The 22,290-nt window shown below is 64.6% G+C and carries 20 protein-coding genes and 1 riboswitch; of the genes, 11 read left to right on the plus strand and 9 right to left on the minus strand.

Annotated features, from left to right (window positions below; genetic code table 11):
• Positions 1–56: 56 nt before the first annotated feature.
• Entirely contained in the window at positions 57–1,568 is a 1,512-nt protein-coding gene (locus ACPVPU_RS14370) for a YadA-like family protein (protein WP_448658651.1), read from the minus strand.
• 160 nt (positions 1,569–1,728) lie between these two features.
• Positions 1,729–1,838: riboswitch (TPP riboswitch) on the plus strand.
• Between the two features lie 35 nt (positions 1,839–1,873).
• Here ACPVPU_RS14370 and thiC point away from each other — a divergent pair.
• The 5 genes from thiC to ACPVPU_RS14395 all read left to right on the plus strand — a co-directional run bounded on the left by thiC (position 1,874) and on the right by ACPVPU_RS14395 (position 6,600).
• Positions 1,874–3,769 (plus strand): phosphomethylpyrimidine synthase ThiC, encoded by a 1,896-nt coding sequence (gene thiC / locus ACPVPU_RS14375; RefSeq protein ID WP_448658652.1) that lies wholly within the window; start codon positions 1,874–1,876, stop codon positions 3,767–3,769.
• 28 nt (positions 3,770–3,797) lie between these two features.
• A complete protein-coding gene (locus ACPVPU_RS14380) occupies positions 3,798–4,307 on the plus strand; it encodes a Pvc16 family protein (protein WP_448658653.1) in 510 nt (169 codons plus the stop codon).
• Between the two features lie 57 nt (positions 4,308–4,364).
• On the plus strand, positions 4,365–4,877 hold the full coding sequence (locus ACPVPU_RS14385) for a phage tail protein (RefSeq protein ID WP_448658654.1): 513 nt from the start codon (positions 4,365–4,367) through the stop codon (positions 4,875–4,877).
• Positions 4,878–5,218: 341 nt separating this feature from the next.
• Complete coding sequence (locus tag ACPVPU_RS14390; protein WP_448658655.1) at positions 5,219–6,160, plus strand: ParA family protein; 942 nt, start codon at positions 5,219–5,221, stop codon at positions 6,158–6,160.
• Entirely contained in the window at positions 6,157–6,600 is a 444-nt protein-coding gene (locus tag ACPVPU_RS14395) for a hypothetical protein (protein WP_448658656.1), read from the plus strand. Before ACPVPU_RS14390 ends, ACPVPU_RS14395 begins: the two co-directional genes overlap by 4 nt.
• Before the next feature lie 86 nt (positions 6,601–6,686).
• On the opposite strand, the gene ACPVPU_RS14400 is transcribed toward ACPVPU_RS14395, so the two are convergent.
• Positions 6,687–7,433, minus strand: a complete 747-nt coding sequence (locus ACPVPU_RS14400) for a glucose 1-dehydrogenase (protein WP_448658657.1) — start codon at positions 7,431–7,433, stop codon at positions 6,687–6,689.
• A 114-nt stretch (positions 7,434–7,547) separates the two neighbouring features.
• On the opposite strand from ACPVPU_RS14400, the gene ACPVPU_RS14405 reads away from it, so the two are divergent.
• On the plus strand, positions 7,548–7,886 hold the full coding sequence (locus ACPVPU_RS14405) for an ArsR/SmtB family transcription factor (RefSeq protein ID WP_448658658.1): 339 nt from the start codon (positions 7,548–7,550) through the stop codon (positions 7,884–7,886).
• 44 nt (positions 7,887–7,930) lie between these two features.
• Positions 7,931–8,215 carry a LysR family transcriptional regulator gene (locus ACPVPU_RS14410; protein ID WP_448658660.1) on the plus strand — a complete coding sequence of 95 codons (285 nt, stop codon included), beginning with the start codon at positions 7,931–7,933 and terminating at the stop codon, positions 8,213–8,215.
• A 136-nt stretch (positions 8,216–8,351) separates the two neighbouring features.
• On the opposite strand, the gene era is transcribed toward ACPVPU_RS14410, so the two are convergent.
• The 3 genes from era to lepB are packed head-to-tail and all read right to left on the minus strand — an operon-like array spanning position 8,352 to position 10,768.
• Positions 8,352–9,251, minus strand: coding sequence for a GTPase Era (era, locus tag ACPVPU_RS14415; protein WP_448658661.1), 900 nt, complete (start codon positions 9,249–9,251; stop codon positions 8,352–8,354).
• A gap of 8 nt (positions 9,252–9,259) precedes the next feature.
• Positions 9,260–9,922 (minus strand): ribonuclease III, encoded by a 663-nt coding sequence (gene rnc, locus ACPVPU_RS14420; RefSeq protein WP_448658662.1) that lies wholly within the window; start codon positions 9,920–9,922, stop codon positions 9,260–9,262.
• A 3-nt stretch (positions 9,923–9,925) separates the two neighbouring features.
• Positions 9,926–10,768, minus strand: coding sequence for a signal peptidase I (lepB, locus tag ACPVPU_RS14425; RefSeq protein ID WP_448658663.1), 843 nt, complete (start codon positions 10,766–10,768; stop codon positions 9,926–9,928).
• Positions 10,769–10,867: 99 nt separating this feature from the next.
• On the opposite strand from lepB, the gene pgi reads away from it, so the two are divergent.
• The 3 genes from pgi (at position 10,868) to ACPVPU_RS14440 (ending at position 14,895) form a co-directional block, all read left to right on the plus strand.
• Positions 10,868–12,361 carry a glucose-6-phosphate isomerase gene (gene pgi / locus ACPVPU_RS14430; protein ID WP_448658664.1) on the plus strand — a complete coding sequence of 498 codons (1,494 nt, stop codon included), beginning with the start codon at positions 10,868–10,870 and terminating at the stop codon, positions 12,359–12,361.
• A gap of 59 nt (positions 12,362–12,420) precedes the next feature.
• Positions 12,421–13,767, plus strand: a complete 1,347-nt coding sequence (gene gorA / locus ACPVPU_RS14435) for a glutathione-disulfide reductase (protein WP_448658666.1) — start codon at positions 12,421–12,423, stop codon at positions 13,765–13,767.
• Positions 13,768–13,866: 99 nt separating this feature from the next.
• Positions 13,867–14,895 carry a cell wall hydrolase gene (locus ACPVPU_RS14440; RefSeq protein ID WP_448658667.1) on the plus strand — a complete coding sequence of 343 codons (1,029 nt, stop codon included), beginning with the start codon at positions 13,867–13,869 and terminating at the stop codon, positions 14,893–14,895.
• A 6-nt stretch (positions 14,896–14,901) separates the two neighbouring features.
• Here the strand turns inward: ACPVPU_RS14440 and ACPVPU_RS14445 are convergent, their stop codons facing one another.
• The 3 genes from ACPVPU_RS14445 to ACPVPU_RS14455 all read right to left on the minus strand — a co-directional run bounded on the left by ACPVPU_RS14445 (position 14,902) and on the right by ACPVPU_RS14455 (position 18,066).
• Complete coding sequence (locus ACPVPU_RS14445) at positions 14,902–15,321, minus strand: hypothetical protein (protein WP_448658668.1); 420 nt, start codon at positions 15,319–15,321, stop codon at positions 14,902–14,904.
• A gap of 63 nt (positions 15,322–15,384) precedes the next feature.
• Positions 15,385–16,440: an alanine racemase gene (gene alr / locus ACPVPU_RS14450; RefSeq protein ID WP_448658669.1), complete on the minus strand. Its 1,056-nt coding sequence runs from the start codon at positions 16,438–16,440 to the stop codon at positions 15,385–15,387.
• 33 nt (positions 16,441–16,473) lie between these two features.
• Entirely contained in the window at positions 16,474–18,066 is a 1,593-nt protein-coding gene (locus ACPVPU_RS14455) for an MFS transporter (protein ID WP_448658670.1), read from the minus strand.
• 100 nt (positions 18,067–18,166) lie between these two features.
• Here ACPVPU_RS14455 and ACPVPU_RS14460 point away from each other — a divergent pair, with 100 nt between their 5' ends.
• Complete coding sequence (locus tag ACPVPU_RS14460) at positions 18,167–19,567, plus strand: GGDEF domain-containing protein (RefSeq protein WP_448658671.1); 1,401 nt, start codon at positions 18,167–18,169, stop codon at positions 19,565–19,567.
• A 31-nt stretch (positions 19,568–19,598) separates the two neighbouring features.
• Here ACPVPU_RS14460 and metH read toward each other — a convergent pair whose 3' ends face one another.
• Entirely contained in the window at positions 19,599–22,214 is a 2,616-nt protein-coding gene (metH, locus tag ACPVPU_RS14465) for a methionine synthase (protein ID WP_448658672.1), read from the minus strand.
• Between the last annotated feature and the right edge of the window lie 76 nt (positions 22,215–22,290).

Raw genomic sequence — 22,290 nt, forward strand, 5'->3', positions numbered from 1 at the left:
TCAGGCGGAACCGGACGGGCGCGGCACGTCCGCCACCATGCCGCGCCCGCCGCTCCTCACCACCCGATCGTCATGCCCGCCCGCGCGGCCGTCTTGCCGCCCCGGTTAAAGCCCGTCGCTGCCCCCACATTCACCGCCACGTTCCGCGTGACCATCGCGCCCAGTTGCATCGAACCGGCATGGGCACCGTCATAGGTCGCCACGTTCGCCGTCAGGTTGAACTTCATGTCCGGCAGGAAAACGGCGCCGCCCATCGCCGTCGCGATCGCGCCGGCGCTCGCCACGCTTGCGTCCATCCGGTCGAGCCGCGAATCGATCTGGTCCAGCCGGCTCGCCACGGCATCGACGCGCAGCGACAGGGCATTGTCGGCAGCGATCCGCGCCGCATTCTCGTTGGCCAGCGCCGATGCCAGCGAATTGTCGACCGACTCCAGGGTCTGGATGCGCTGGGATACCTGTAACAGCGCGTTGGCCCGCGCCGTCGATTCGCTGACGATCGCCCCGGCCAGCTGGGTGTCGGCACTGGCGCGGGTTGCCGATTCGCTGGCAATCGCGCCCGCCAGGGCGGTATCGGCATTGGCCCGCGTCGTGGCCTCATTTGCGATCGCGCCGGCCAATTGCGTGTCGGCATTCGCCCGCGCTGTCGCTTCGCTCGTGATGGCGGCCGCCAGTTGCGTGTCGGCATTGGCCCGCGTCGTGGCCTCGGCTGCAATCGCGCCCGCCAGTGCCGTATCGGCGGCGGTGCGGGCCGCCGTTTCCTGCTGAAGCTGGCCGACATTGACCGCATCGGTCGCGGCAATGCCCGCCGCCAGGTTGGTGATCCGGCTGCCGCTCATGTCGATGCCCTGGCTCACGGTGATCCGCGGCGTGATCAGTCCCGTCTCGTCCAGATGCGTGGTCGTGACGAACGACAGGTCGGCCAGGTCCGACTGCACCGGTCCAACACGCGACACCGGGGCGGCCCCCAGCGTGGCCAACCCGGTCACCGTGCCAAAGGAAAGGCCATCGTTGGTATTGGTATCGTAAAAGCGCCCGACAATGCGGGTGGCGTTGTTGTTGATGATCTGGCTGCCATCGACGGTGCGGTACGTATAGGCAAAGCCGTCCAGCTGCTCGCGCCCCGAAACGTCCAGGAAATCAAGCTGAAGGTTTCGGTTCAGATAGGTGGGAAAGGCGGCAAATTCGCTGCCCGGCGGCACGGCTCCGACAAACAGGAAATCGTTGAACTGCCCCGTATACTGCAGCGACGTCCTCGCCGTGATGTTCCTGTTCGATGTCCCACCCAGGTTGACGGTGCGATTCACGTTCCAGTTGACGATGTCGACGTCATACACGCCATTCTGGATCCGGGTATTGCCCGATGGCGTAGTCGTGCGTGTTTCGGTGACGGTGGTGACGGTGCGGGAGTCACCATCGAAGGTACAGGTTTGGCCCGGATTGGCGAAAAACCCGCCTGCACAGCTCGTTTCGTAAATGGAAACGGTCTGCGGATCGTCGGTGATCGTTGTCGGAACCGTTTGTGCAACCGCTTCCGCACCCCAGATCGACGCACCCGTGGCTAAAGCCAACGCTGCATACTTCCCTTTTCCCATCGCCTGCCCTCCTGTTGCTGCCGTCATGAAAGTAAAACCAAGTTATCGGTCGGGAAGCGTATCACGAAAGCCGCAGACGATGCGCATGCAATTCCGGGCATGGGCTTCCTTGGCTGGTCGGAATGCGCTACCACGGGCTGATCCCCGGGGGAGCGCTGACGCGGCGCTTGAGAGGGGGGCGGCAGCCCCCGACCCGCTGAACCTGATCCGGCTGACACCGGCGTAGGGAGCGGAGCGCTTGTCCCCTCAGGCCATCCCTCCCCCGCCCAAGGAGAGACACGATGGCAGACATCCCCGCCCGCACCGAACTGCGCGTCACCACCGGCCCCATTCGCGGCAGCCGCAAGGTGCATGTCGGCCCCCTCAATGTCGCCATGCGCGAGATCGACCTGGAACCCACCTCCGGCGAGCCACCCCTGCGCGTCTATGACACCTCCGGCCCCTACAGCGATCCCAGCGCCGCGATCGACATCATGGCCGGCCTGCCCGAGCTGCGCCGCGACTGGATCCGCGCGCGCGGCGACGTGGAGGAGGTCGAACAGCGCGAGGTGCGCCCGGAAGATAACGGCCAGCTCGGCCCCGACCGTTCCGGCGGGGTGCAGCCCTTCCCGAACGTCCGCCGCCGCGTTCTTCGCGCGAAACCCGGCATGAATGTCAGCCAGATGCACTATGCCCGTCGCGGCATCGTCACGCCCGAGATGGAATATGTCGCCACCCGCGAAAATCTGGGCCGCGAGCGCCTGCGCGAATATGTCCGCGACGGTGAAAGCTTCGGCGCCGCCATCCCCGACTACGTCACCCCCGAGTTCGTCCGGGACGAGGTCGCCCGCGGCCGCGCCATCATCCCCAACAACATCAACCACCCCGAAACCGAGCCGATGGCGATCGGCCGCAACTTCCTGGTCAAGATCAACGCCAATATCGGCAACTCCGCCGTCGCGTCCGACGTGGCACAGGAGGTGGACAAGATGGTCTGGGCCACCCGCTGGGGCGCGGACACGATCATGGACCTGTCGACGGGCCGCAACATCCACGACACCCGCGAATGGATCCTCCGCAACTCCCCCGTCCCGATCGGCACCGTCCCCATCTATCAGGCGCTGGAAAAGGTCGGCGGCATTGCCGAGGAACTGACCTGGGAAATCTTCCGCGACACCCTCATTGAACAGGCGCAGCAGGGCGTCGACTATTTCACCATCCATGCCGGCGTCCGCCTGGCGTACATCCCGATGGCGGCCAAGCGCGTCACCGGCATCGTCTCGCGCGGCGGTTCGATCATGGCGAAATGGTGCCTGGCGCACCACAAGGAAAGCTTCCTCTACGAGCATTTCGACGAGATCACCGAGATCATGAAGGCGTACGACATCGCCTATTCCCTCGGCGACGGCCTCCGCCCCGGCTCAATCGCCGACGCCAATGACGAGGCGCAGTTCAGCGAGCTCTACACGCTGGGCGAACTCACCCACCGCGCCTGGAAACAGGACGTGCAGGTGATGATCGAGGGGCCGGGCCACGTCCCCATGCACAAGATCAAGGAGAATATGGACAAGCAGCTCGAGGTGTGCGGCGAAGCGCCCTTCTACACCCTCGGCCCGCTCACCACCGATATCGCGCCCGGTTACGACCATATCACCAGCGGCATCGGTGCGGCGATGATCGGCTGGTACGGCACGGCGATGCTCTGCTACGTCACGCCCAAGGAGCATCTGGGCCTGCCCGACCGCGACGATGTGAAGGTCGGCGTCGTCACCTACAAGCTCGCCGCCCACGCAGCGGACCTCGCCAAGGGGCACCCCGCGGCGCAGATGCGCGACAACGCCCTGTCAAAGGCCCGCTTCGAATTCCGCTGGCGCGATCAGTTCAACCTCAGCCTCGACCCCGAAACCGCCGAGCAGTATCACGATCAGACGCTGCCGGCCGAAGGCGCCAAGACCGCCCATTTCTGTTCCATGTGCGGCCCCAAATTCTGCTCGATGCAGATCAGCCAGGAAGTCCGCGACTTCGCCTCGAAACAGAACCAGAGCGTCGAAGGCTTCATCGCCTCCGGCCCCACCGGCGCCGAAACCGCCGCCGCCAGCAAGGCCGCCGCGCTGGCCGGCATGGCCGAGATGAGCCGGGTGTACGAGGAAATGGGCCGCGAACTCTATCTGGGCGCGGGGGACCGGGAGCACGATTGATCCGCCACCACCCGGGACCGCGCCGGCCATGACCACCGGCATCGCCGCGATCAGCCTGGCGCTGGCCGATCTTGCCCGCGCGGCGGTGCCCCTTGCGGACGTTCGCATCGGCCCGCCCGCCCTCGCCCACGGCGATGGTCTGTCGGTCGCGCTCTGGCTCTACCGGATCGAACAGGACGCGAGCGCCCGCAACGTCCGTCGGCTCGGCCCGGTCGATCGGGCGCGACCCGGCCTGTCGCTGACCGCGCACTATCTGTTGAGCGTCACCGGCGCGGATCAGGCCGCGGCGCACGGCACGCTCGGCACGCTCGCCCTCGCGATTCAGGATCACGCCGTCCTCGCCACGGGCGACGAAGCGGCGGGCACCGCATCCGCATCGCCGCTCGTCCTGGAATCCCTGCCCGTCGAAACCGTCACCGCGCTCTGGGCGACGCTCGGAGCAGTCCCGCTTCAACCGTGGCTGGCGCTTTCCGTCGGTGGCATCCGGCTCGACGCGGCGGAAGGCGCCGCGCCCGCGCTCCCCATCCTCGGCAATTGACACGCGCCCGCCCCTGCGGCCTCATCTTGCGGCGAATGCGGCACGGGGGGCAGGCTCATGGCGAAATTCACGGTCAATGCGGCGCGTCACGATCCCTATAAGGGGTTCAAGTTCCGGGTGAAATGGGACGGGCGATACGTCGCCGGCGTCTCGAAGATCAGCGCGCTCAAGCGAATCACGGAAGTGGTGGAGCACCGCGAGGGCGGCGACCCGTCGCGCGTCCGCCGCTCCCCCGGCGCGTCGCGCTACGAACCCGTCACCATCGAACGCGGCGTCACCCATGACAGCGAATTCGAAGCCTGGGCCAATCGCGTCCACCGGCTCGATGCCGGGGCGGGCAGTGAAATGGCGCTGGCCGATTTCCGCAAGGATGTCGTCATCGAACTGATGAACGAAGCGGGCCAGCTCGTCCTCGCCTATCGCCTCTTTCGCTGCTGGCCATCGGAATACACCGCCCTGCCCGACCTCGACGCAGCCGCCAACGCCGTCGCCATCCAGACCTTGGTCCTTCAGAACGAAGGCTGGGAACGCGACGTCGATGTAGCAGAACCGGCGGAACCGAAGGGGTAAGACCGTAGGGGAAACATGTGTAGGGGACAGCCACTGCGTTCGATGACCGTCAAATGGCCAAAAGCTGCATCCCCATCGGCCCCACCGGCGCCGAAACCGCCGCCGCCAGTAAGGCCGCAGCCCTTGCGGGCCTGGCGGAAATGAGGCGAGTGTATGAAAGAAATGGGGCGCGAGCTGTATCTGGGGGCAGGGGACCGGGAGCATGATTGAGTTCAAAGCTGGCGCATAGTTATGATGACCCTGGTTAGCGGCGGCAACAGATAAATTCAATTTAGAATGATGTGCTTTCTTACATGAGACTGATAAGCTCAGGTTTGACTCAATGGTAGGGAGAGGGGAGGATGAAGGCAGTATCGATCATCAATTTTAAAGGGGGCGTCAGTAAGACGACCCTTTCTTTCCATTTGAGCTGTTTTCTGGCCCGGTCCAACCGGGTGCTACTAATCGACGTTGACCATCAATCGAGCCTTTCGCTCGTTGTTTTACGCTCAGCATGGCAAGCGCGTGTGGCGTCGGGGCTTACGGTGAATCGGATTTTCGAATCATTTACGAACCGTCGCATTCCAATGCCGGGGGATGAAATAATCGTTAGAAACCCGATGCGTAGGGGGCCAAGTTTCGACATGTATCCCCGCTTGGATCTTGTGCCGGCCCAGTTTGAACTTGATGACACAGAGATTGATCTCGCATCGACGTTTTCTGGGAACCCCGCACTTTCGGACTGGGAAAAGCGAACCTTGCTGGCGGCTTGGCTCGACAGCATCGACGCGGACGCCAATTATGATTATGTGCTTTTTGACTGCCCACCAGCCACCAAAATTGTGAGCCAGAACGCCTTGGCATGCAGCGATGGATATATCGTTCCGGTTATACCTGACGAACTTTCGAGTCGCGGCGTCACTCACTTCTCTGCGCTCGTGGAGAACAAAATTGACGAAAAGCTTAAATTTCTAAGCAACTCCGCTCGTATTCCGGAAGATCAAATTCCAGATGCCTATGTTCCTGATACCCAGATGGCAGCAATTGTTCCCTCGCTTGTAAAATCTGCGGGCAATGCAGCTTCAGGAATGACAAACATACATACGGAACAATTGGCAGCATTACGACGACAATGGGGCGCATCTGTCGTTAACACCGTTGGTAAACATTACATAGGTGTTCCTGAGGCGACCAACGCGGGCTTGCCTGTTTGGAACTACTGGGGTCAAAACGCTAAGCGTGGGGTGAGAACTATGATGAATAATATATGCTCAGAGCTGAAGGTAAAAATAGATTCCTTATGAAAAGTATGACTAAAATATCACAATTTAGGGTGGTCGTTAAGATAATTGACGGGCAGCGTCGGCTGCTGTCGGAGGCCGGCGCTGATGCTGAATTAATTTCTTCTTTTGATGCAATTGTTCGGCACCTTCATCGGCTTCCGGAAAGTCAGGTCTATCGAATTATAGAAGGTGCTCGTCCGTCCGGAGAGGATCGAGCTAAGCGCGAGAAGATAGAGGCTGCTTCTCGACTGTCACTAAGCCATGTAGAAGCAGCTGTAGATAACAACGAGCTGACAAGAAGTGATTTAGAAGCAATTGCCATAGGGCGTTTTCAAGTTCCACGCGGATCAATGCGTAGTATAGGCAACATTGAAAATCTCAGGGATAAAATTCGAACATTGGTGCAAAACGAGCGGGCTCACGCGACGATTACTAAAGTAGCACGAGAAACCAAGAAATAGGCGACTCTGGCGGCGCCAACGCCTGCTAATGTACGCCTATCCCGCAAAAGGAGACGGTGCGCCGACCTCGTTGATGCCCCCCCCAATCAGGCTCCCCCGCTCACGCCGATGACTTCGCCCGTGATCCACCGGCCCTCGTCCGATGCCAGGAACACCGCCGCCACCGCGATGTCGTCCACATGGCCCACCCGGCCCAGCGGCGTCTGCGCGACGATCTGGCTGACGAAATCCGATCCCTCGACGATGCCCGCCGCGTCGGTGCCTTCGGTCATGGTCATGCCGGGCGAGATCGCGTTGACGCGGATCTGGCGCGGGCCCAGTTCGGCGGAAAGCACGCGGGTGATCGCGTCCACCGCCGCCTTGGTCGCGGTATAGAGCGATGCGCCGGGCATCCGCATGCGCGTGATGTTGGACGAGATGTTGATGATGCTCGCCCCTTCGGTCAGGTGCGGGACGGCGGCCTTGGTCACGTTCAGCAGGCCCAGCACATTGATGCCGAACATCCGGTGATATTCCAGCGGATCGAACGCGTCGATCGGGGCAAAGGCATAAACGCCGCTGTTGTTCACCACCACGTCGATGCGCCCATATTCGCGCTTGGCCGCCTCGATCAGCGCGTCGGCCTGTCCGGCGTCGGCGACATCGGCCTTCACCGCGATCGCCCGGCCGCCCGCGCTTTCGATGGCGGCGACGGTGGCGTCGGCCCCTTCGCGGCTGCTGGCATAGTTGACCACCACCGCCGCGCCTTCCGCGGCCAGCGCCCGCGCGATGGCCGCGCCGATGCCCTTGGATGCGCCGGTGACGATGGCGACCTTGTCTGAAAGCTTGCGCATGATCCTTGTCCTTTTCCTGTTCGCACCGTCGCCGGGATCGGCGTGCTTGGTGCGATGGTTCGGGAATATGGAACTATTGAACGAAGCGACAAGGGGGACTATCTGAAATTTATCATGCGCCCTTTCATCCACCCCGATATGGACCGCGTCTCGCCCCAGGCGATCCTGCACGCCCTGTCCGATCCCGAACGCGCCCGGATCTACGCCGAAATCGCGGGCGTCGGCTGTGTTCAGGGGTGCGCGAAGCTTGCCGACACGGGGGAGCGGACGATCCCCAAATCCTCGCTGTCGCATCATTTCCGCGTGTTGAGGGAGGCGGGTCTGATCCGCTCCGAACGCCGCGGCGTCGAAATGCACAACCATGCCCGCTGTGCCGAGGTGGATGCACGCTTTCCGGGGCTGCTCGCGGCGATCATGGCTGCCTATGCCGCATCGCCCACCGCGCAGCGCTGACGGGCGGCTGTCCTACACGGGGCGATTCTGCTTCACCCCTGGCGATGGAACCGCCTGTCCCTACCCCCGACCGGTCTGCACCGGCCGCCGCCCCGCCCGCCCGCCGCGCCCGCTGGACGCCCGCTCGGCAGCGGATTTTTCTCGTCGCCCTGTCGGATACCGGCAGCATCGCCGCCGCCGCGCGGGCGGCGGGCCTGTCGCGGTCCAGCGCGCACCGGCTGCGGGCGCGGCTGGCCGGAACGCCGTTCGATATCGGATGGGATCGGGCGCTGGCCCTTTATGCGCGGCGGGCGGCCGATCCGTTCGCGCCGGACCGGACGGGGGCATGACGACGGTGGCGCGCTTGTCGCGTGCCTGTCGCGTCCCGGTCGCATTCCCGCCGCGTCGCCGTCGTCACGCGGTCGCCTTGCTCGCAAAACCCGCTGTTTTCGTCAAAACCGTCAACGCGCCGTCATCCGGCCGGCGTCAGTCCACCCAGTCCAGCCCGATGTCGCGATAGAGGCTCCGGTCCTCTTCCCAGCGCGGGTTCACCTTGACGTGCAGGTACAGGTGCACGCGCACGCCCATGATCCGCTCCAGCTCGGCCCGCGCCCTCGCGCCGATCTCCTTGATCCGCTGCCCGCCCTTGCCCAGCACGATCGCCCGCTGCGTATCGCGCGCGACGAAGATCTGCTGGTGGATTTCCACCGATCCGTCCTCGCGCTCCGAATATTTCTCGGTCTCGATGGCGCTGGCATAGGGGAGCTCGGCGTGAAGCTGCAGGTATAGCTGCTCGCGCGTCACCTCGGCGGCCAGCATCCGGTCGGTCGCGTCCGATACCTGGTCCTCGGGGAAGTGCCACGGCCCCTCCGGCATCCGGGCGGCCAGCGCGGCCTTCATTTCCGCCACCCCGTCGCCACTGGTGGCGGACACGAAGAACGTCTCGTCAAAGCTGAGCCGCTCGTTCAGCCGCTGGGCATGGGTCAGCAGGCGCGGCTTGTCCGCAATGTCGACCTTGTTGAGGATCAGGATCTTGGGCTCCGGCCGCGCCGCGATGCCGTCGACGATCTCCATGACGCGCTCGGGCAGCCCGCCCTTGGCATCGACGACCAGCGCGATGACGTCCGCGCCCTCTGCCCCGCCCCAGGCGGCCGCGACCATCGCCCGGTCCAGCCGGCGTTCAGGGGCAAAGATGCCGGGGGTATCGACCAGGATGATCTGCGTCGCCCCCTCGATGGCAATGCCCATCAGCCGGGCACGGGTCGTCTGCGCCTTGGGACTCACGATGGCCACCTTCTGGCCGACCAGCGCATTGACCAGGGTCGACTTGCCCGCATTGGGCGCGCCCAGCACGGCGACGACGCCGCATTTTTGAGGAGAGTTCATGGCTATTGTCATCGTTCCAGTTCCGCCAGTAACGCCGCCGCCGCTGCGGTTTCCGCTTCCTGCTTGTTCGCCCCCTCGCCGCTCGCCTCGGCCAGCTTGCCGATGCTGACCTTCACCACGAAACGCGGCGCATGCTGCGGTCCGCTGCGCTCGACCAGGCTGTATTCCGGGGGCCGCCGCTGATGCGCCGCCGCCCATTCCTGCAGCGCGGACTTGGGATGCCGCGGTGCCTTGGTCTGCGTCTCGATCCGGTCGGCCCAGGCGGTGCGGACGAATGCCGTCGCCGCATCGAACCCCCTTGCCAGGTACAGCGCCCCGATCAGAGCCTCCATCACGTCGCCCAGCACATTGTCGCTCTGCGCCGCCCCGTCGTCCCGCGCCTGCTTGCCCAGGCGAAGGTGCGGCACGACGCCCAGCTCCCGCGCCACTTCGGCACAGATGGCCCCGGTCACCAGCGCGTTGAACCGGCGGGACAGCGCCCCCTCCGGCTCGGCGGGGAACCGTTCGTAAAGCCAGGTCGCCATGGCCAGTCCCAGCACCCGGTCGCCCAGGAATTCCAGCCGCTCGTAATTCGCCGCCGCCTGGCTGCCATGGGTCAGCGCCCGTTCGAAATCGCCGATCGCGCCTTCGACCCCAAAGGTCGCGGCGATCCATCCGGCGGCGTCAGCCACGGCCTAGAACCCCTCGCCGATCCGTTCGAACCGCGCCGCGCTGAACCAGGTCCAGGGGAGCAGCCATTCCGCCGAGCCGTCGGTGGACCAAAATACCACCGCCGCCCGCCCCTGCAGATTTTCCATCGGCACGAAACTCAATCCGCCACGATGGCGTCCATCAAATGCGGCCAGCTGCGGTTCGAACCGGCTGTCGGTCGAATCGTCGCGATTGTCCCCCATCAGGAACACATGGCCCGCCGGCACGGTGAAGACCGGCGTATCGTCCGCATCAGGCGACAGGCCCTGGTCCAGCACCCGGTAGCTGCGACCGCTGGGCAATGTTTCCTGAAACTGCGGATAGCGACAGAACTGCGCACCCGACGCGTCCTTGTCCAGGAACGGGCCGGCGCATGGGCTGTTCGGGCTGACAGGGACGATGAAATCGGCGATCCGGTCCTTGGGCACCGGCTGACCGTTCAGGATCAGGGTACCGCCCCGCATCTGGACCGTGTCGCCCGGCAGTCCGATGACGCGCTTGATCCAGTCCTCCCGGTCCTCCGGTGGTGCCTTCAGCACGACGACGTCGCCGCGCTCGGGCGTCTTGGCCAGGATGCGGTCGGGGATCAACGGCAGGCTGAATGGCAGCGAATGACGCGAATACCCGTAATTCCACTTGGTGATGAACAGGTAATCGCCGACCAGCAGGCGGGGCAGCATCGATCCGGAGGGGATGCTGAAGGCGGAAAACACGAAGCTGCGGACGATCGCCACAATCACGACCAGCTTCAGCAGGAAGATCACGGTTTCGACGAATTCGGAACGCTTGCCCGGCTTTCGGGCTGCGGCTCGGGACGCATGGGCCATGCCCCTCCATCGCGGGCGGCCGCCGGGGCGTCAAGCCGCCTTTCGGGTGGCATCGCGCCGCCGGCGTCGCTACAGGGCAGCGGACATCAGGAGACGAGCATGACCCATCCCGCCTGGACCGCGATCGAAGCGCTGCGCCCCGCCCGCCTGACCGACCTGTTCGCCGCCGACGCCGGCCGCGTCGACCGGTTCGGCATGACCGTTGCGGGCATCTATTTCGACTGGTCCAAAACTCATCTGGATGCGGCCGCGATCGACGCCTTCACGGCGCTGGCGGACCAAGCCGGGCTGTCGGCGGCGCGCGATGCGCTGTTCAGCGGCGCGGTGGTCAACGTGACCGAAGGGCGCTCGGTCGAACACACCGCCGAACGCGGCGAGGGCAATCCGGACAGCGTGGCCAGGGCGCGGGGGTTTCAGGCGCGGATGCGTGCGCTGATCGACGCGATCGAGGCAGAGGCGCTCGGCCCCGTCCGCCACATCCTGCATGTCGGCATCGGCGGATCGGCACTCGGCCCGGACCTGATCGTCGATGCGCTGGGCCGCGATGCGGACCGCTATGATGTCGCCATCGTGTCGAATGTCGACGGGCTGGCGCTGGAGGAAGCGGTCAAGGGATTCGATGCCGCCGCCACCCTGCTGCTGGTCGCGTCAAAGACGTTCACCACCACCGAAACGCTGCTGAACGCCGAAAGCGCGCTGGGCTGGATGACCGAAGGGGGCGTCGCCGATCCCTATGGCCGCGTCATCGCGCTGACCGCCGCACCGGACAAGGCGGTGGCCTGGGGCGTCGATGAAACCCGCATCCTGCCCTTCGCCGAAAGCGTCGGCGGGCGCTATTCGCTCTGGTCGTCGCTGGGCTTTCCTGCGGCACTCGGTCTGGGTTGGGATGCGTTCGAGGAACTGCTGGAGGGCGCGGCCGAAATGGACCGGCATTTCCGCCTGACTCCCGCTGATCGGAACGCGCCCGTCCTCGCCGCCTTTGCCGACCTGTATTACACGCAGGTCAAGGGCTGCGCGACCCGCGCCGTATTCGCCTACGACGAACGGCTGCGGCTGCTGCCCAGCTATCTGCAACAGCTCGAGATGGAATCGAACGGCAAGGGCGTGACGGTGGACGGGACCCCCGTCACCCGCGCCACCGCGCCGATCACCTGGGGCGGCGTCGGCACCGATGCCCAGCACGCCGTGTTCCAGCTGCTGCACCAGGGGACGCACATCGTCCCGGTCGAATTCATCGCGGTCAAGGAACCGGGCGACACGCTGGCAGAGGCACATCACCGCCAGCTGCTCCTCAACTGTTTCGCGCAAGGCGCGGCGCTGATGGCGGGCCGTGCCAATGACGATGCCGCCCGGGCCTATCCCGGCGACCGACCCTCCTCCACCCTGCTCCTCGACACGCTCGACCCGCGTACGCTGGGCGCGCTGATCGCGTTTTACGAGCATCGCACTTTCGTCAATTCGGTGCTGCTGGGCATCAATGCCTTCGACCAGTTCGGCGTCGAATTGGGCAAGGAAATGGCCAAGGCGGCGGATGCGGGCGATCTGGATTTCGATGCCAGCACCAATGCCCTGATCGCCCGCGCCATGGGATGAATCTGGCAAGGCGACCCGCGACACCCTAAATGCGCGGTCTGGTTCAGCGGGGACGGCAAATGGCTTTCGACTATGATCTCTTCGTCATCGGTGCGGGTTCCGGCGGCGTGCGCGCGGCCCGGGTCTCCGGCGCCTATGGCGCGCGCGTGGCCATTGCCGAGGAATATCGCGTCGGCGGCACCTGCGTCATTCGCGGCTGCGTGCCCAAGAAACTGCTCGTCTATGGCGCGCATTTCGCCGAGGATCTGAAGGATGCCCGCGAATTCGGCTGGGACGTGCCAAAGGACGTGCCGTTCGACTGGCAGCGGCTGACCGCCAATGTCTTCAAGGAAGTCGACCGGATCAACGGCGCCTACACGACCACGCTGAACAGCAACAAGGTCGAGATATTCAACGAACGCGCCACCGTGTCCGGCCCGAATGAAGTGACGCTGGCTTCGGGTCGGAAAATCACCGCCGAACGCATCCTGATCGCGGTCGGCGCGCGTCCCCATGTCCCGGATTGTCCCGGGGCCGAACATGGCATCACCTCGAACGAGGCATTTCATCTGCCGGCGGTGCCGAAGCGCATCCTGATCGCGGGCGCCGGCTATATCGCCAACGAGTTCGCCGGGATCTTCAACGAATTCGGGGCGGAGGTCACGCTGATGAACCGCTCGGACATGATCCTGCGCGGGTATGACGAACAGATCCGCGATCGGCTGCTGCAGATCAGCACGATGAAGGGGATCCAGTTCCGCTTCAACGCCAGTTTCCGGGGAATCGAGAAACAGGCCGACGGCACCCTGCGCGTCAGCATGTCCGGCCATGCCGACATCGACGTCGATTGCGTGATGTTCGCCACCGGCCGCGTTCCCAATACCAGCGGTCTGGGGCTGGATCGGGCGGGCGTCGAGCTTGACGATGGCGGCGCGATCAAGGTGGACGCCGAAAACCGGTCGTCCTGCTCCAGCATCTTTGCCGTGGGCGACGTCACCAACCGCGTTCAGCTGACGCCGGTCGCGATCCGCGAGGGCCAGGCCTTTGCCGACACCTTTTATGGCAACAAGCCGACGACCGTCGATTACGACTGCATCCCCAGCGCCGTGTTCAGCCATCCGCCGATCGCCGGGGTGGGACTGACGGAAAGCCAGGCCAAGATGAAATATGGCTCGGTCAAGGTCTATACCTCCGACTTCCGCGCCATGAAGAACGTCCTTGCCGGCCGCAACGAACGCGCGCTGTACAAGATGATCTGCGAGCCGGAGAGCGAGCGCATCCTTGGCATCCACCTGATCGGGCCGGACGCGCCCGAAATCCTTCAGGCAGCGGCAGTGGCGGTCAAGGCAGGACTGACAAAGGCGGCGTTCGACGCGACCGTCGCGATCCACCCGACCATGGCCGAGGAACTAGTGCTGATGCGCTGAACCGCGCGCAATGCTTGCATTAACCACATTGTGTCGCGCACTGGGACGGTCGAAAATCCGCTGAGGAAAGCGTTATCCGAATCGCGTATCAGCGCGGCCATGAACTGGCGGCACTGGTCCTTCCTGCAATCGCGCGGTGTGGTCGCGGCATTGCTCGTATCGCTGATCGGAGCTGGGTTTTCGGGTCATGCGGGCTATGCATCGCTGAAACAGGCCGCGCCGCCGCCGATGCCGGAACGGCTGCCCAGCGGATATGAAGCGGACGACCATTTTCCGGGTGCCGCCTTGCTGCTTTCGATCGAGGATGGCGATGCACTGGCCCCGGGCGTCACCGGGACGACGGCATTGCCCGATCTTCCGGTTCCGGCCGATTACCGGGAGGACGCGGCTGCGGTGCTGGGCGGCGGCACCATCCGCCCGGCCCGCCCCTTTTTCATGGCCGGCACCGAATCCGACCGTGCCCGCGCCCTGCAATGCCTGACGACCGCCATCTATTACGAGGCGGCCAGCGAACCGGACGACGGCCAGGCCGCAGTTGCTCAGGTCATCCTGAACCGCGTCCGCCATCCCGCCTTTCCCAACACCGTCTGCGGCGTCATCTATCAGGGGTCGGAACGCAGCGGGTGCCAGTTCAGCTTTGCCTGCGACGGCGCAATGGCGCGCAAGCCGATGGCTTCCGCCTGGGACCGCGCCCGGCGCTCCGCCCAGCGCGCCCTTGACGGTTATGTCATGGCCGGCGTCGGGCTGGCGACGCATTACCACACCTATGCGGTCAAGCCCTATTGGGCCAGCAGCCTGGTCATGACCGGTGTTTACGGCGCGCACTTCTTTCACCGGTGGAAAGGCTATTGGGGCACCGCAGCCGCGTTCCGCGACCATTATGCGGGGGATGAACCCGTCCCTGGCCCGCATCGGCCCCTGCCGGTGTCGGTGGCCGCCCTGGCGCTGGATCAGGCGATTATTGCAACGCCGCTTGCCACGACTATCACTACGTCACCCGTGCAACCGGCAACCGATCCCGCGCCGATCGATCTTGCGGTTTCCGGCACGGTTCAGCCGGTGCCGGACACGCTTCCCCAGTCGCCGATCCTGCCGCGCTGGGCCAATAGCGGGAAGCCGCTGCGCTAACGGGGCTTATTCGGCGGCGGGGGCCCGGCGATAGGGCACGAAATCGCCCAGGATGACAAAGCCCCGATCGAACCCCGACACACGGTCGACCAGCCGCACCGTATCATTGGCGCAAAGCTGGGTCAGCGGCGTCACGGTCACCAATATGCTGTCGTCGCTCAACTGATCCAGTGATCCGCCCTTGCCCCGGTTCAGGTACAGGGTCGAACCCGGACCCTGATACAGGATGCCCACACCCCGGTACATCGTCGTGCCGCGGAGCTGGCGGAACGAAACGCAGCTCTGGGCCTTGTCCGCAACCCGTCCGTCCAGCCGCTCGGCCAGCGCCGCCTCACCGGTCGGTCGGTCCTTGGTCGATGCTGGCAGAGGCATTGAACCGGCAGCGGTCAGGGCGCAGGCGATGATTGCGGTCAGAGCAGGGTTCATTGTCGCTTCTCCTACGGAGGATTTGTCATCCTAACGCAGATTGCATGAACCCGACATAACCGATCACGATCGCCAGACCCGTTCGTATCGCTGGCCAAGCCCCGTCAGCAGTTCATATTGCGACCGTCCCGCCTGGGCCGCCGCTTGCGCCAGATCGTATTGGATGGGCAGCCAGTCCCCCTCGCCCACATCCGGCGCCGCACCGATGTCGACGGTCAACAGGTCCATGGAAACCCGGCCGATCACCGGCAGCGGCTGACCCTCCGGTCCGATGGCCGCGCCGACATTGGAAAATCCACGCCCATAGCCATCGGCATAGCCGATGTTCAGGATGGCAAGCTGCATCGGCCGATCGGCGACTGCCGTCGCATTGTATCCGATGCACGCCCCCGCCGCGACTTCCCGAACCTGAAGCACCTCGGCTTCGGGACGGACGACCGGACGGATCAGGTCCGCCGCCGTCGGCGTCGGCACCCCGCCATATAGCGACAGGCCGGGTCGGGTCAGGTCGAAGCCATATCCATCGCCCAGCAGGATGCCGGCGCTGTTTGCCAGACTGGCCCGCCGCGCCGGCACTTGAGGCACCAGCGCCGCAAATGTCGCACGCTGCCGTTCGTTCAACGGATGCGACTCGTCGGCGCAGGACAGGTGGCTCATGACCGTATCGATCCGCAGACCGCCGGCCAGTGCCGCCGCCTCGTCCGGTGCGACACCCAATCGGTTCATGCCGGTATCGACCATCAGGTCGCATCGCCGCCCGCCCCCGCCTTGCCGCCAGCGGACGGCCTGACCAGCCGTGTTCAGTACGGGACGCACATGCGCTGGCGCCGCAACGGCCGCCGCCATGTCGGCATCCCGCACCCCGTGCAGCACAGCGACGGACGGGGCCAGATCGGCAATCGCCAGCGCTTCGGCCCAGGTGGCGACGAAGAAGTCGCGGCACCCCGCCGCCGCCAATCGGCGCACCACGGCCCGTGCGCCCAGGCCATAGCCGTCCGCCTTGACCGCAGCGCCGCATGCAGCCGCCGGATGACGCGCGGCAAGGGCGCGCCAGTTGCCGACCAGCGCGTCGCCATCGATGACCAGGCGAAGGGGCGGCGGGGGCGGTTCAGCGATCATCCGAGCTGCCGCTATCCCGCTTTGGCCCCGCGCTCAATCCTTCAACGGTTCGGGTCGGCCACTCTTCAGGCCCCAGAGCGATACCGCCAGCGCCAATGCGACCACCGCCATGGTGTACCACAGCCCGGCATAGGCATTGCCGGAACGGGCGACCATATAGGCGCTGATAAAGGGCAGAAACCCGCCGAAATAGCCCGTGCCGATGTGGTAGGGGATCGACATGGATGAATAGCGGATTCGCGGCGGAAACATCTCCGACAATAAGGCTGCCACAGGGCCGAAGGTTGCACCCGCCAGCATGGACAGGGTGACGATCGCCACCAGGATGATGGCGATGTTGCCCGGCGACGGGATCACCCGGTCCAGCCGGTATCCCGCTCGCTCCAGCGCGGCATCGATCGATTGCGGTTCGGTCGATCCGACCGGCAGTCCGCCGATCGATAGGGTGACGGCGGGCGCGCGCATCGTGGTGTAATGGACACCTTTTTTGGACAGATGGTCGAGCACGCGGCCACACGCATCCTTCTGGGTCGCCGAGAAGGGATCGAAGGCGCAGGCAGGGCCGGTTACCACCACCGGCGCGCGGTCGGCGGCATCGGCCAGGCCGGGATTGGCGGCATGGCCGATCGTCCAGAAAATCGGGAACAAGAGGAGCAGCGTTGCCGCATAGCCGGTCACGATCGGGGCCTTCCGGCCCACCCGGTCGGACAGCCGGCCAAAAAACACGAACCAGAACAGCCCGGCCAGCGCGCCGGCTCCGACGATCAGCTGCGCCGTCGTTTCGTCCACTCGCATCGGCCCCTGCAGGAAGCTAAGCACGCTGAACATCGCGGTGTACCATATGACGGTCAGCCCGGCGGCGATGCCGAACAGGGCAACGAATAGCCGCTTCCAGTTGCCGGGATAGGTGAAGCTTTCCAGGAACGGGTTCTTCGCCGTCTCGCCCGCTGCCTTCATCGCCTTGAACACCGGGCTTTCGGAAAGCTTGACCCGCATCCACAGCGAAATTGCCAGCAACAGCAGCGAGAACAGGAACGGCGCACGCCAGCCCCAGTCGTTCCAGACTTCGCTGCTCATCGAGGATTTGAAGCCGAGCACGACGATCAGACTGAGGATGAAGCCGCCCGCCACCGATGCCTGGATGAAACTGGTGTGATAGCCGCTTTTGCCCGGCGGCGAATGTTCGGCGACATAGATCGCCGCTCCGCCATATTCGCCGCCCAGCGCCAGCCCCTGCGCAATGCGGAGCAGGATGATCAGGATGGGAGCGGCGATGCCGATGCTGGCATAGCTCGGCACCAGACCGACACCTGCAGTGGCAATGCCCATCAGCGTGATCGTGACCAGAAACGTGTATTTGCGTCCCAGCTTGTCGCCCAGAAACCCGAACAACACGGCACCCAGCGGCCGAAACCCGAAGCCGACGGCAAAGCCCGCCCAGGCGAGCAGGGTCTGAAGAACCTCGTTTCCCCCGGGAAAAAAGGTGCGCCCGATGATGCCGGACGCAGCCAGCGTGCCATAGATGAAGAAGTCATACCATTCGAACGCCGTTCCCAGCGACGATGCGGTGATGACGGTCCGGATTTCCTTGGCGCTTGGTTCGCGCGGCACAGTGTCGTCGGTCATGGCGGCTTCGGCCATTGGTTCCCCCGGAATGCTTCCCCGGCCTACGCTGGCCGATCCAGCCGCTTCGGGCAAGACAATGCGTATTTGCGGCCTTTTTCGGATGACGGCGTTAACCGAATTTCAGGGGGGATATGGCGATGCTGGCTTCATGGAATATGACCGGCGTCTGACGATGGCGCCGCGCGGCGCGCGGACGATTGGCAATTCATCGGCGCGCGCTCGGTGGGTCGACTTTCTGCGCACCGAACTCCTGCTGATGGCGCTGCTTGTCCTGACCGTCGCTGCGGTGCTCGGCGGCGACACCCTGCTCGAGCGCCGATTGATCCTGGACAAGGACACGGTTGCAACGATGCAGCGCGCGCCGTTGAGCGACCAATTCAACGATGGGCAATCCACCGCACGCGAAACCAGTCCGCTCGCTTGGGAATGCGAACTCAAGGCGGGGTTCGCCTATCCCTATTGCGGTTACGAAATCTATTTCGGGCGTCAGCAACTGGAACGGGGTATCGACCTCAGCAATCTGCGATCGGTCACGCTAAAGCTTCGCTATGACGGCCCGGCAAACAGCGTGCGGATGCACATGAAAAACTTCGATCCGGCCTATGCCCGGTCGGTGCTGGACGACACGCCTAAATTCAACCGTGTGGAACACGAAATCACGCCAGGCAAGATGACGTCGATCCATTTGGACCGACTGGATTTCGGCGTCGCCGACTGGTGGCTCGCGCTGCATGACATCCCGCCGAAACTGGGCCACGCCCAATTCGACAATATCGTCAGCCTGGACATTCAGAGCGGCAGCAACGCTCCGCTTGGCAAGCATCGGTTCGCGGTCGAATCCATCGAGATCCGTCGAAGCGCCCTTACCCGCGATCAATGGTATCTCGGGCTGCTGGCCCTGTGGGTGCTGGCGATCGGCGCGCATCTTGCGCATCGCATCCTGCGCCTGCGGGGCGAAGTCGAGCATCGCCGTGCCCTGGCGGATCTGGCGCGCGTCGAGGCGGATCAGGCCATGATCGCCGCCCGCCACGATCCGATGACCGCCTTGCTCAACCGGCGCGGGCTGGCCGAAGCCAGATTGGATGCCGACGCCGGGCCGCTGGCCGTGATGATGGTCGACCTCGATCGCTTCAAGCGGCTGAACGACACCTATGGCCACCTGTGCGGCGACCGGGTCATCATCGGCATCGCCCGTGTCCTGCAACAGACGATGCGGCCGGGCGACGTGATCGGCCGCTGGGGGGGCGAGGAGTTCATCCTGATCTGTCCCGGTCTGACCGGCGAAGCCGCAATGGCCATGGCCGAGCGGTTGCGTCAGGCGATCGAGCAAACCCAGTTCATCCCCTGCGGCGCAGTGACGGCCAGTATCGGGGTGTGCGTGTCATCCGGCTGCGTTCCGCTGGACGACCTGATCGCCGCCGCCGACGCAGCGCTCTACGCGGCCAAGAATGGCGGTCGGAACCAGGTTGCGGTCGCGGCAGGCAACGACGCGGCGGCGTGATCCCCGCTATGGTCACTCGTTAACGCCGCGATCAATCCAGGTTCGGGCGCAGCCAGCGTTCGGTCGTCGCCAGGTCGACCCCGCGCCGCTGGGCATAATCCTCCACCTGGTCCTTGCCCACGCGCGCCACCCCGAAATAGGCGGCGTCCGGATGGCCGAAATAGAAGCCGCTGACTGCCGCCGTCGGCAGCATCGCAAAGCTTTCGGTCAGCGAAATGCCAGTGGCGTCATGCGCACCCAGCATCTTGAACAGGATGGGTTTCAGGCTGTGGTCCGGGCAGGCGGGATAGCCGGGCGCGGGGCGGATGCCATGATATTGCTCGCGGATCAGGGCATGGTTGTCCAGCTGTTCGCCTTCTGCATAACCCCAGAGCGACTTGCGGACATATTGGTGCAGCCGTTCGGCAAAGGCTTCGGCGAAACGGTCGGCCAGCGCCTTCAGCAAAATGTCCGAATAATCGTCATGCGCCGCCCGGAATTTGGCCAGATGCGGTTCGATCCCGTGAATGCCGACGGCGAATCCGCCGATCCAGTCGCCGTCGCGGTCGATGAAGTCGGCCAAGCACATGTTCGCGCGGCCCTCGCGCTTGGCGACCTGCTGTCGCAGGAACGGCAGGCGCACATGGTCCTCGTCCTCCACATGGACGACGACATCGTCGCCCTCGCGGGCACAAGGCCACAGGCCGGCAACGCCCTTTGCCACCAGCCAGCGGTCGGCAACGATCCGGTCCAGCATCTTCTGCGCATCGGCAAACAGGCTGCGGGCGCTTTCGCCGACGACGGCATCGTCCAGGATCGCGGGGTAATTGCCATGCAGTTCCCACGCCCGGAAAAACGGCGTCCAGTCGATATAGTCGCGCAGGTCGGCCAGATCCCAGTCGGGGAAACGGTGCACGCCGGGCAGGATGGGCTTGCGCGGCTTGATGCTCATGTCCGCTTCGAACGCATTGGCGCGGGCGGCTTCCAGCGGCACCAGTTCGCTCTGACCCTTGCCGGCGCGGGCGAGGCGAACGGCTTCATATTCCGCCGCGATCTTGGTCACGTAATCGTCGCGGATCGTGTCGGAGACGAGCGTGGTGGCAACGCCGACGGCGCGGCTGGCATCGAGCACATGGACGACCGGCCCAGCATAGGCCGGTGCGATCTTCAGCGCGGTATGCACTTTCGACGTGGTTGCCCCGCCGATCAGCAGCGGCATCGTCATGCCGGCGCGCTGCATTTCCTCCGCCACGGTGACCATTTCGTCGAGCGAGGGGGTGATCAGGCCGGACAGGCCGATCATGTCGGCATCGTTCTCGTTCGCCGCCTCCAGGATCTTGGTCCAGGGGACCATGACACCCAGATCGACGACCTCGAAACCGTTGCACTGAAGCACGACGCCGACGATGTTCTTGCCGATATCGTGCACGTCGCCCTTGACCGTCGCCATGATGACGCGGCCCTTGCCGCGGCTGTCGCCCTCGGCCTTTTCCGCCTCGATATAGGGGAGCAGGTGCGCGACCGCCTTCTTCATCACGCGGGCGGATTTGACGACCTGTGGCAGGAACATCTTGCCGGAACCGAACAGATCGCCGACGACGTTCATCCCCTCCATCAACGGCCCTTCGATCACCTCGATCGGACGGCCGCCGCGCGCAGCGATCTCCTGGCGGGCCAGCTCGGTATCGTCGACGACGTACATGTCGATGCCCTTGACCAGCGCATGTTCCAGGCGCTTGACCACAGGCCAGCCGCGCCATTCGGCGGCGGCCTTTTCGGTCGCCGCATCGGTGCCGCGATACTTTTCCGCCAGCGCGACCAGCCGCTCGCCAGCCTCGGGATCGGTGTTGAGGATCACATCCTCGCACGCCTGGCGCAGCTCGGGATCGATCGTGTCATAGACGTCGAGTTGCCCGGCATTGACGATCGCCATGTCCATCCCCGCCGGAATGGCGTGATAGAGGAAGATCGAATGCATCGCCCGGCGCACCGGCTCGTTGCCGCGAAAGCTGAAGGACAGGTTGGAGAGGCCGCCGGAGATATGGACGTGCGGGCAGCGGGCGCGGATCTCCCGCGTCGCCTCGATGAAATCCATAGCGTAATTGTTATGCTCCTCGATCCCCGTCGCGACGGCGAAGACGTTGGGATCGAAGATGATGTCCTCGGGAGGGAAGCCGATACCGGTCAGCAGCTTATAGGCGCGCTCGCAGATTTCGATCTTGCGGTCGCGGGTGTCCGCCTGCCCCACTTCGTCGAACGCCATGACAACGACTGCGGCGCCGTACGCCATGCACTTGCGGGCGTGCTCCAGGAACTGTTCCTCGCCCTCCTTCATGCTAATCGAATTGACGATCGGCTTGCCGGAGACGCATTTCAGCCCCTCCTCGATCACATGCCATTTCGAGCTGTCGATCATCACCGGCACCCGGCTGATATCCGGCTCGGCGGTGATCAGCTTCAGAAAGGTCGTCATCGCCTCGACCGCGTCGAGCAGCCCCTCGTCCATGTTGACGTCGATGATCTGCGCGCCGTTCTCCACCTGCTGGCGCGCGACCTCCACGGCCTTGGCATAGTCGCCGGCCATGATCAGCTTCTTGAACGCGGCAGAGCCGGTGACGTTGGTGCGTTCGCCGATGTTGATGAACTGGGTGGCGGAGGTGGTGGTCATCGGTTCTTTCTTCTCTCCCTCTCCCCTTCAGGGGAGAGGGCCGGGGAGAGGGGAAGTCGGAGAGCGGGTCAGCCGT

Source organism: Sphingomonas paludis (genome assembly GCF_053502515.1).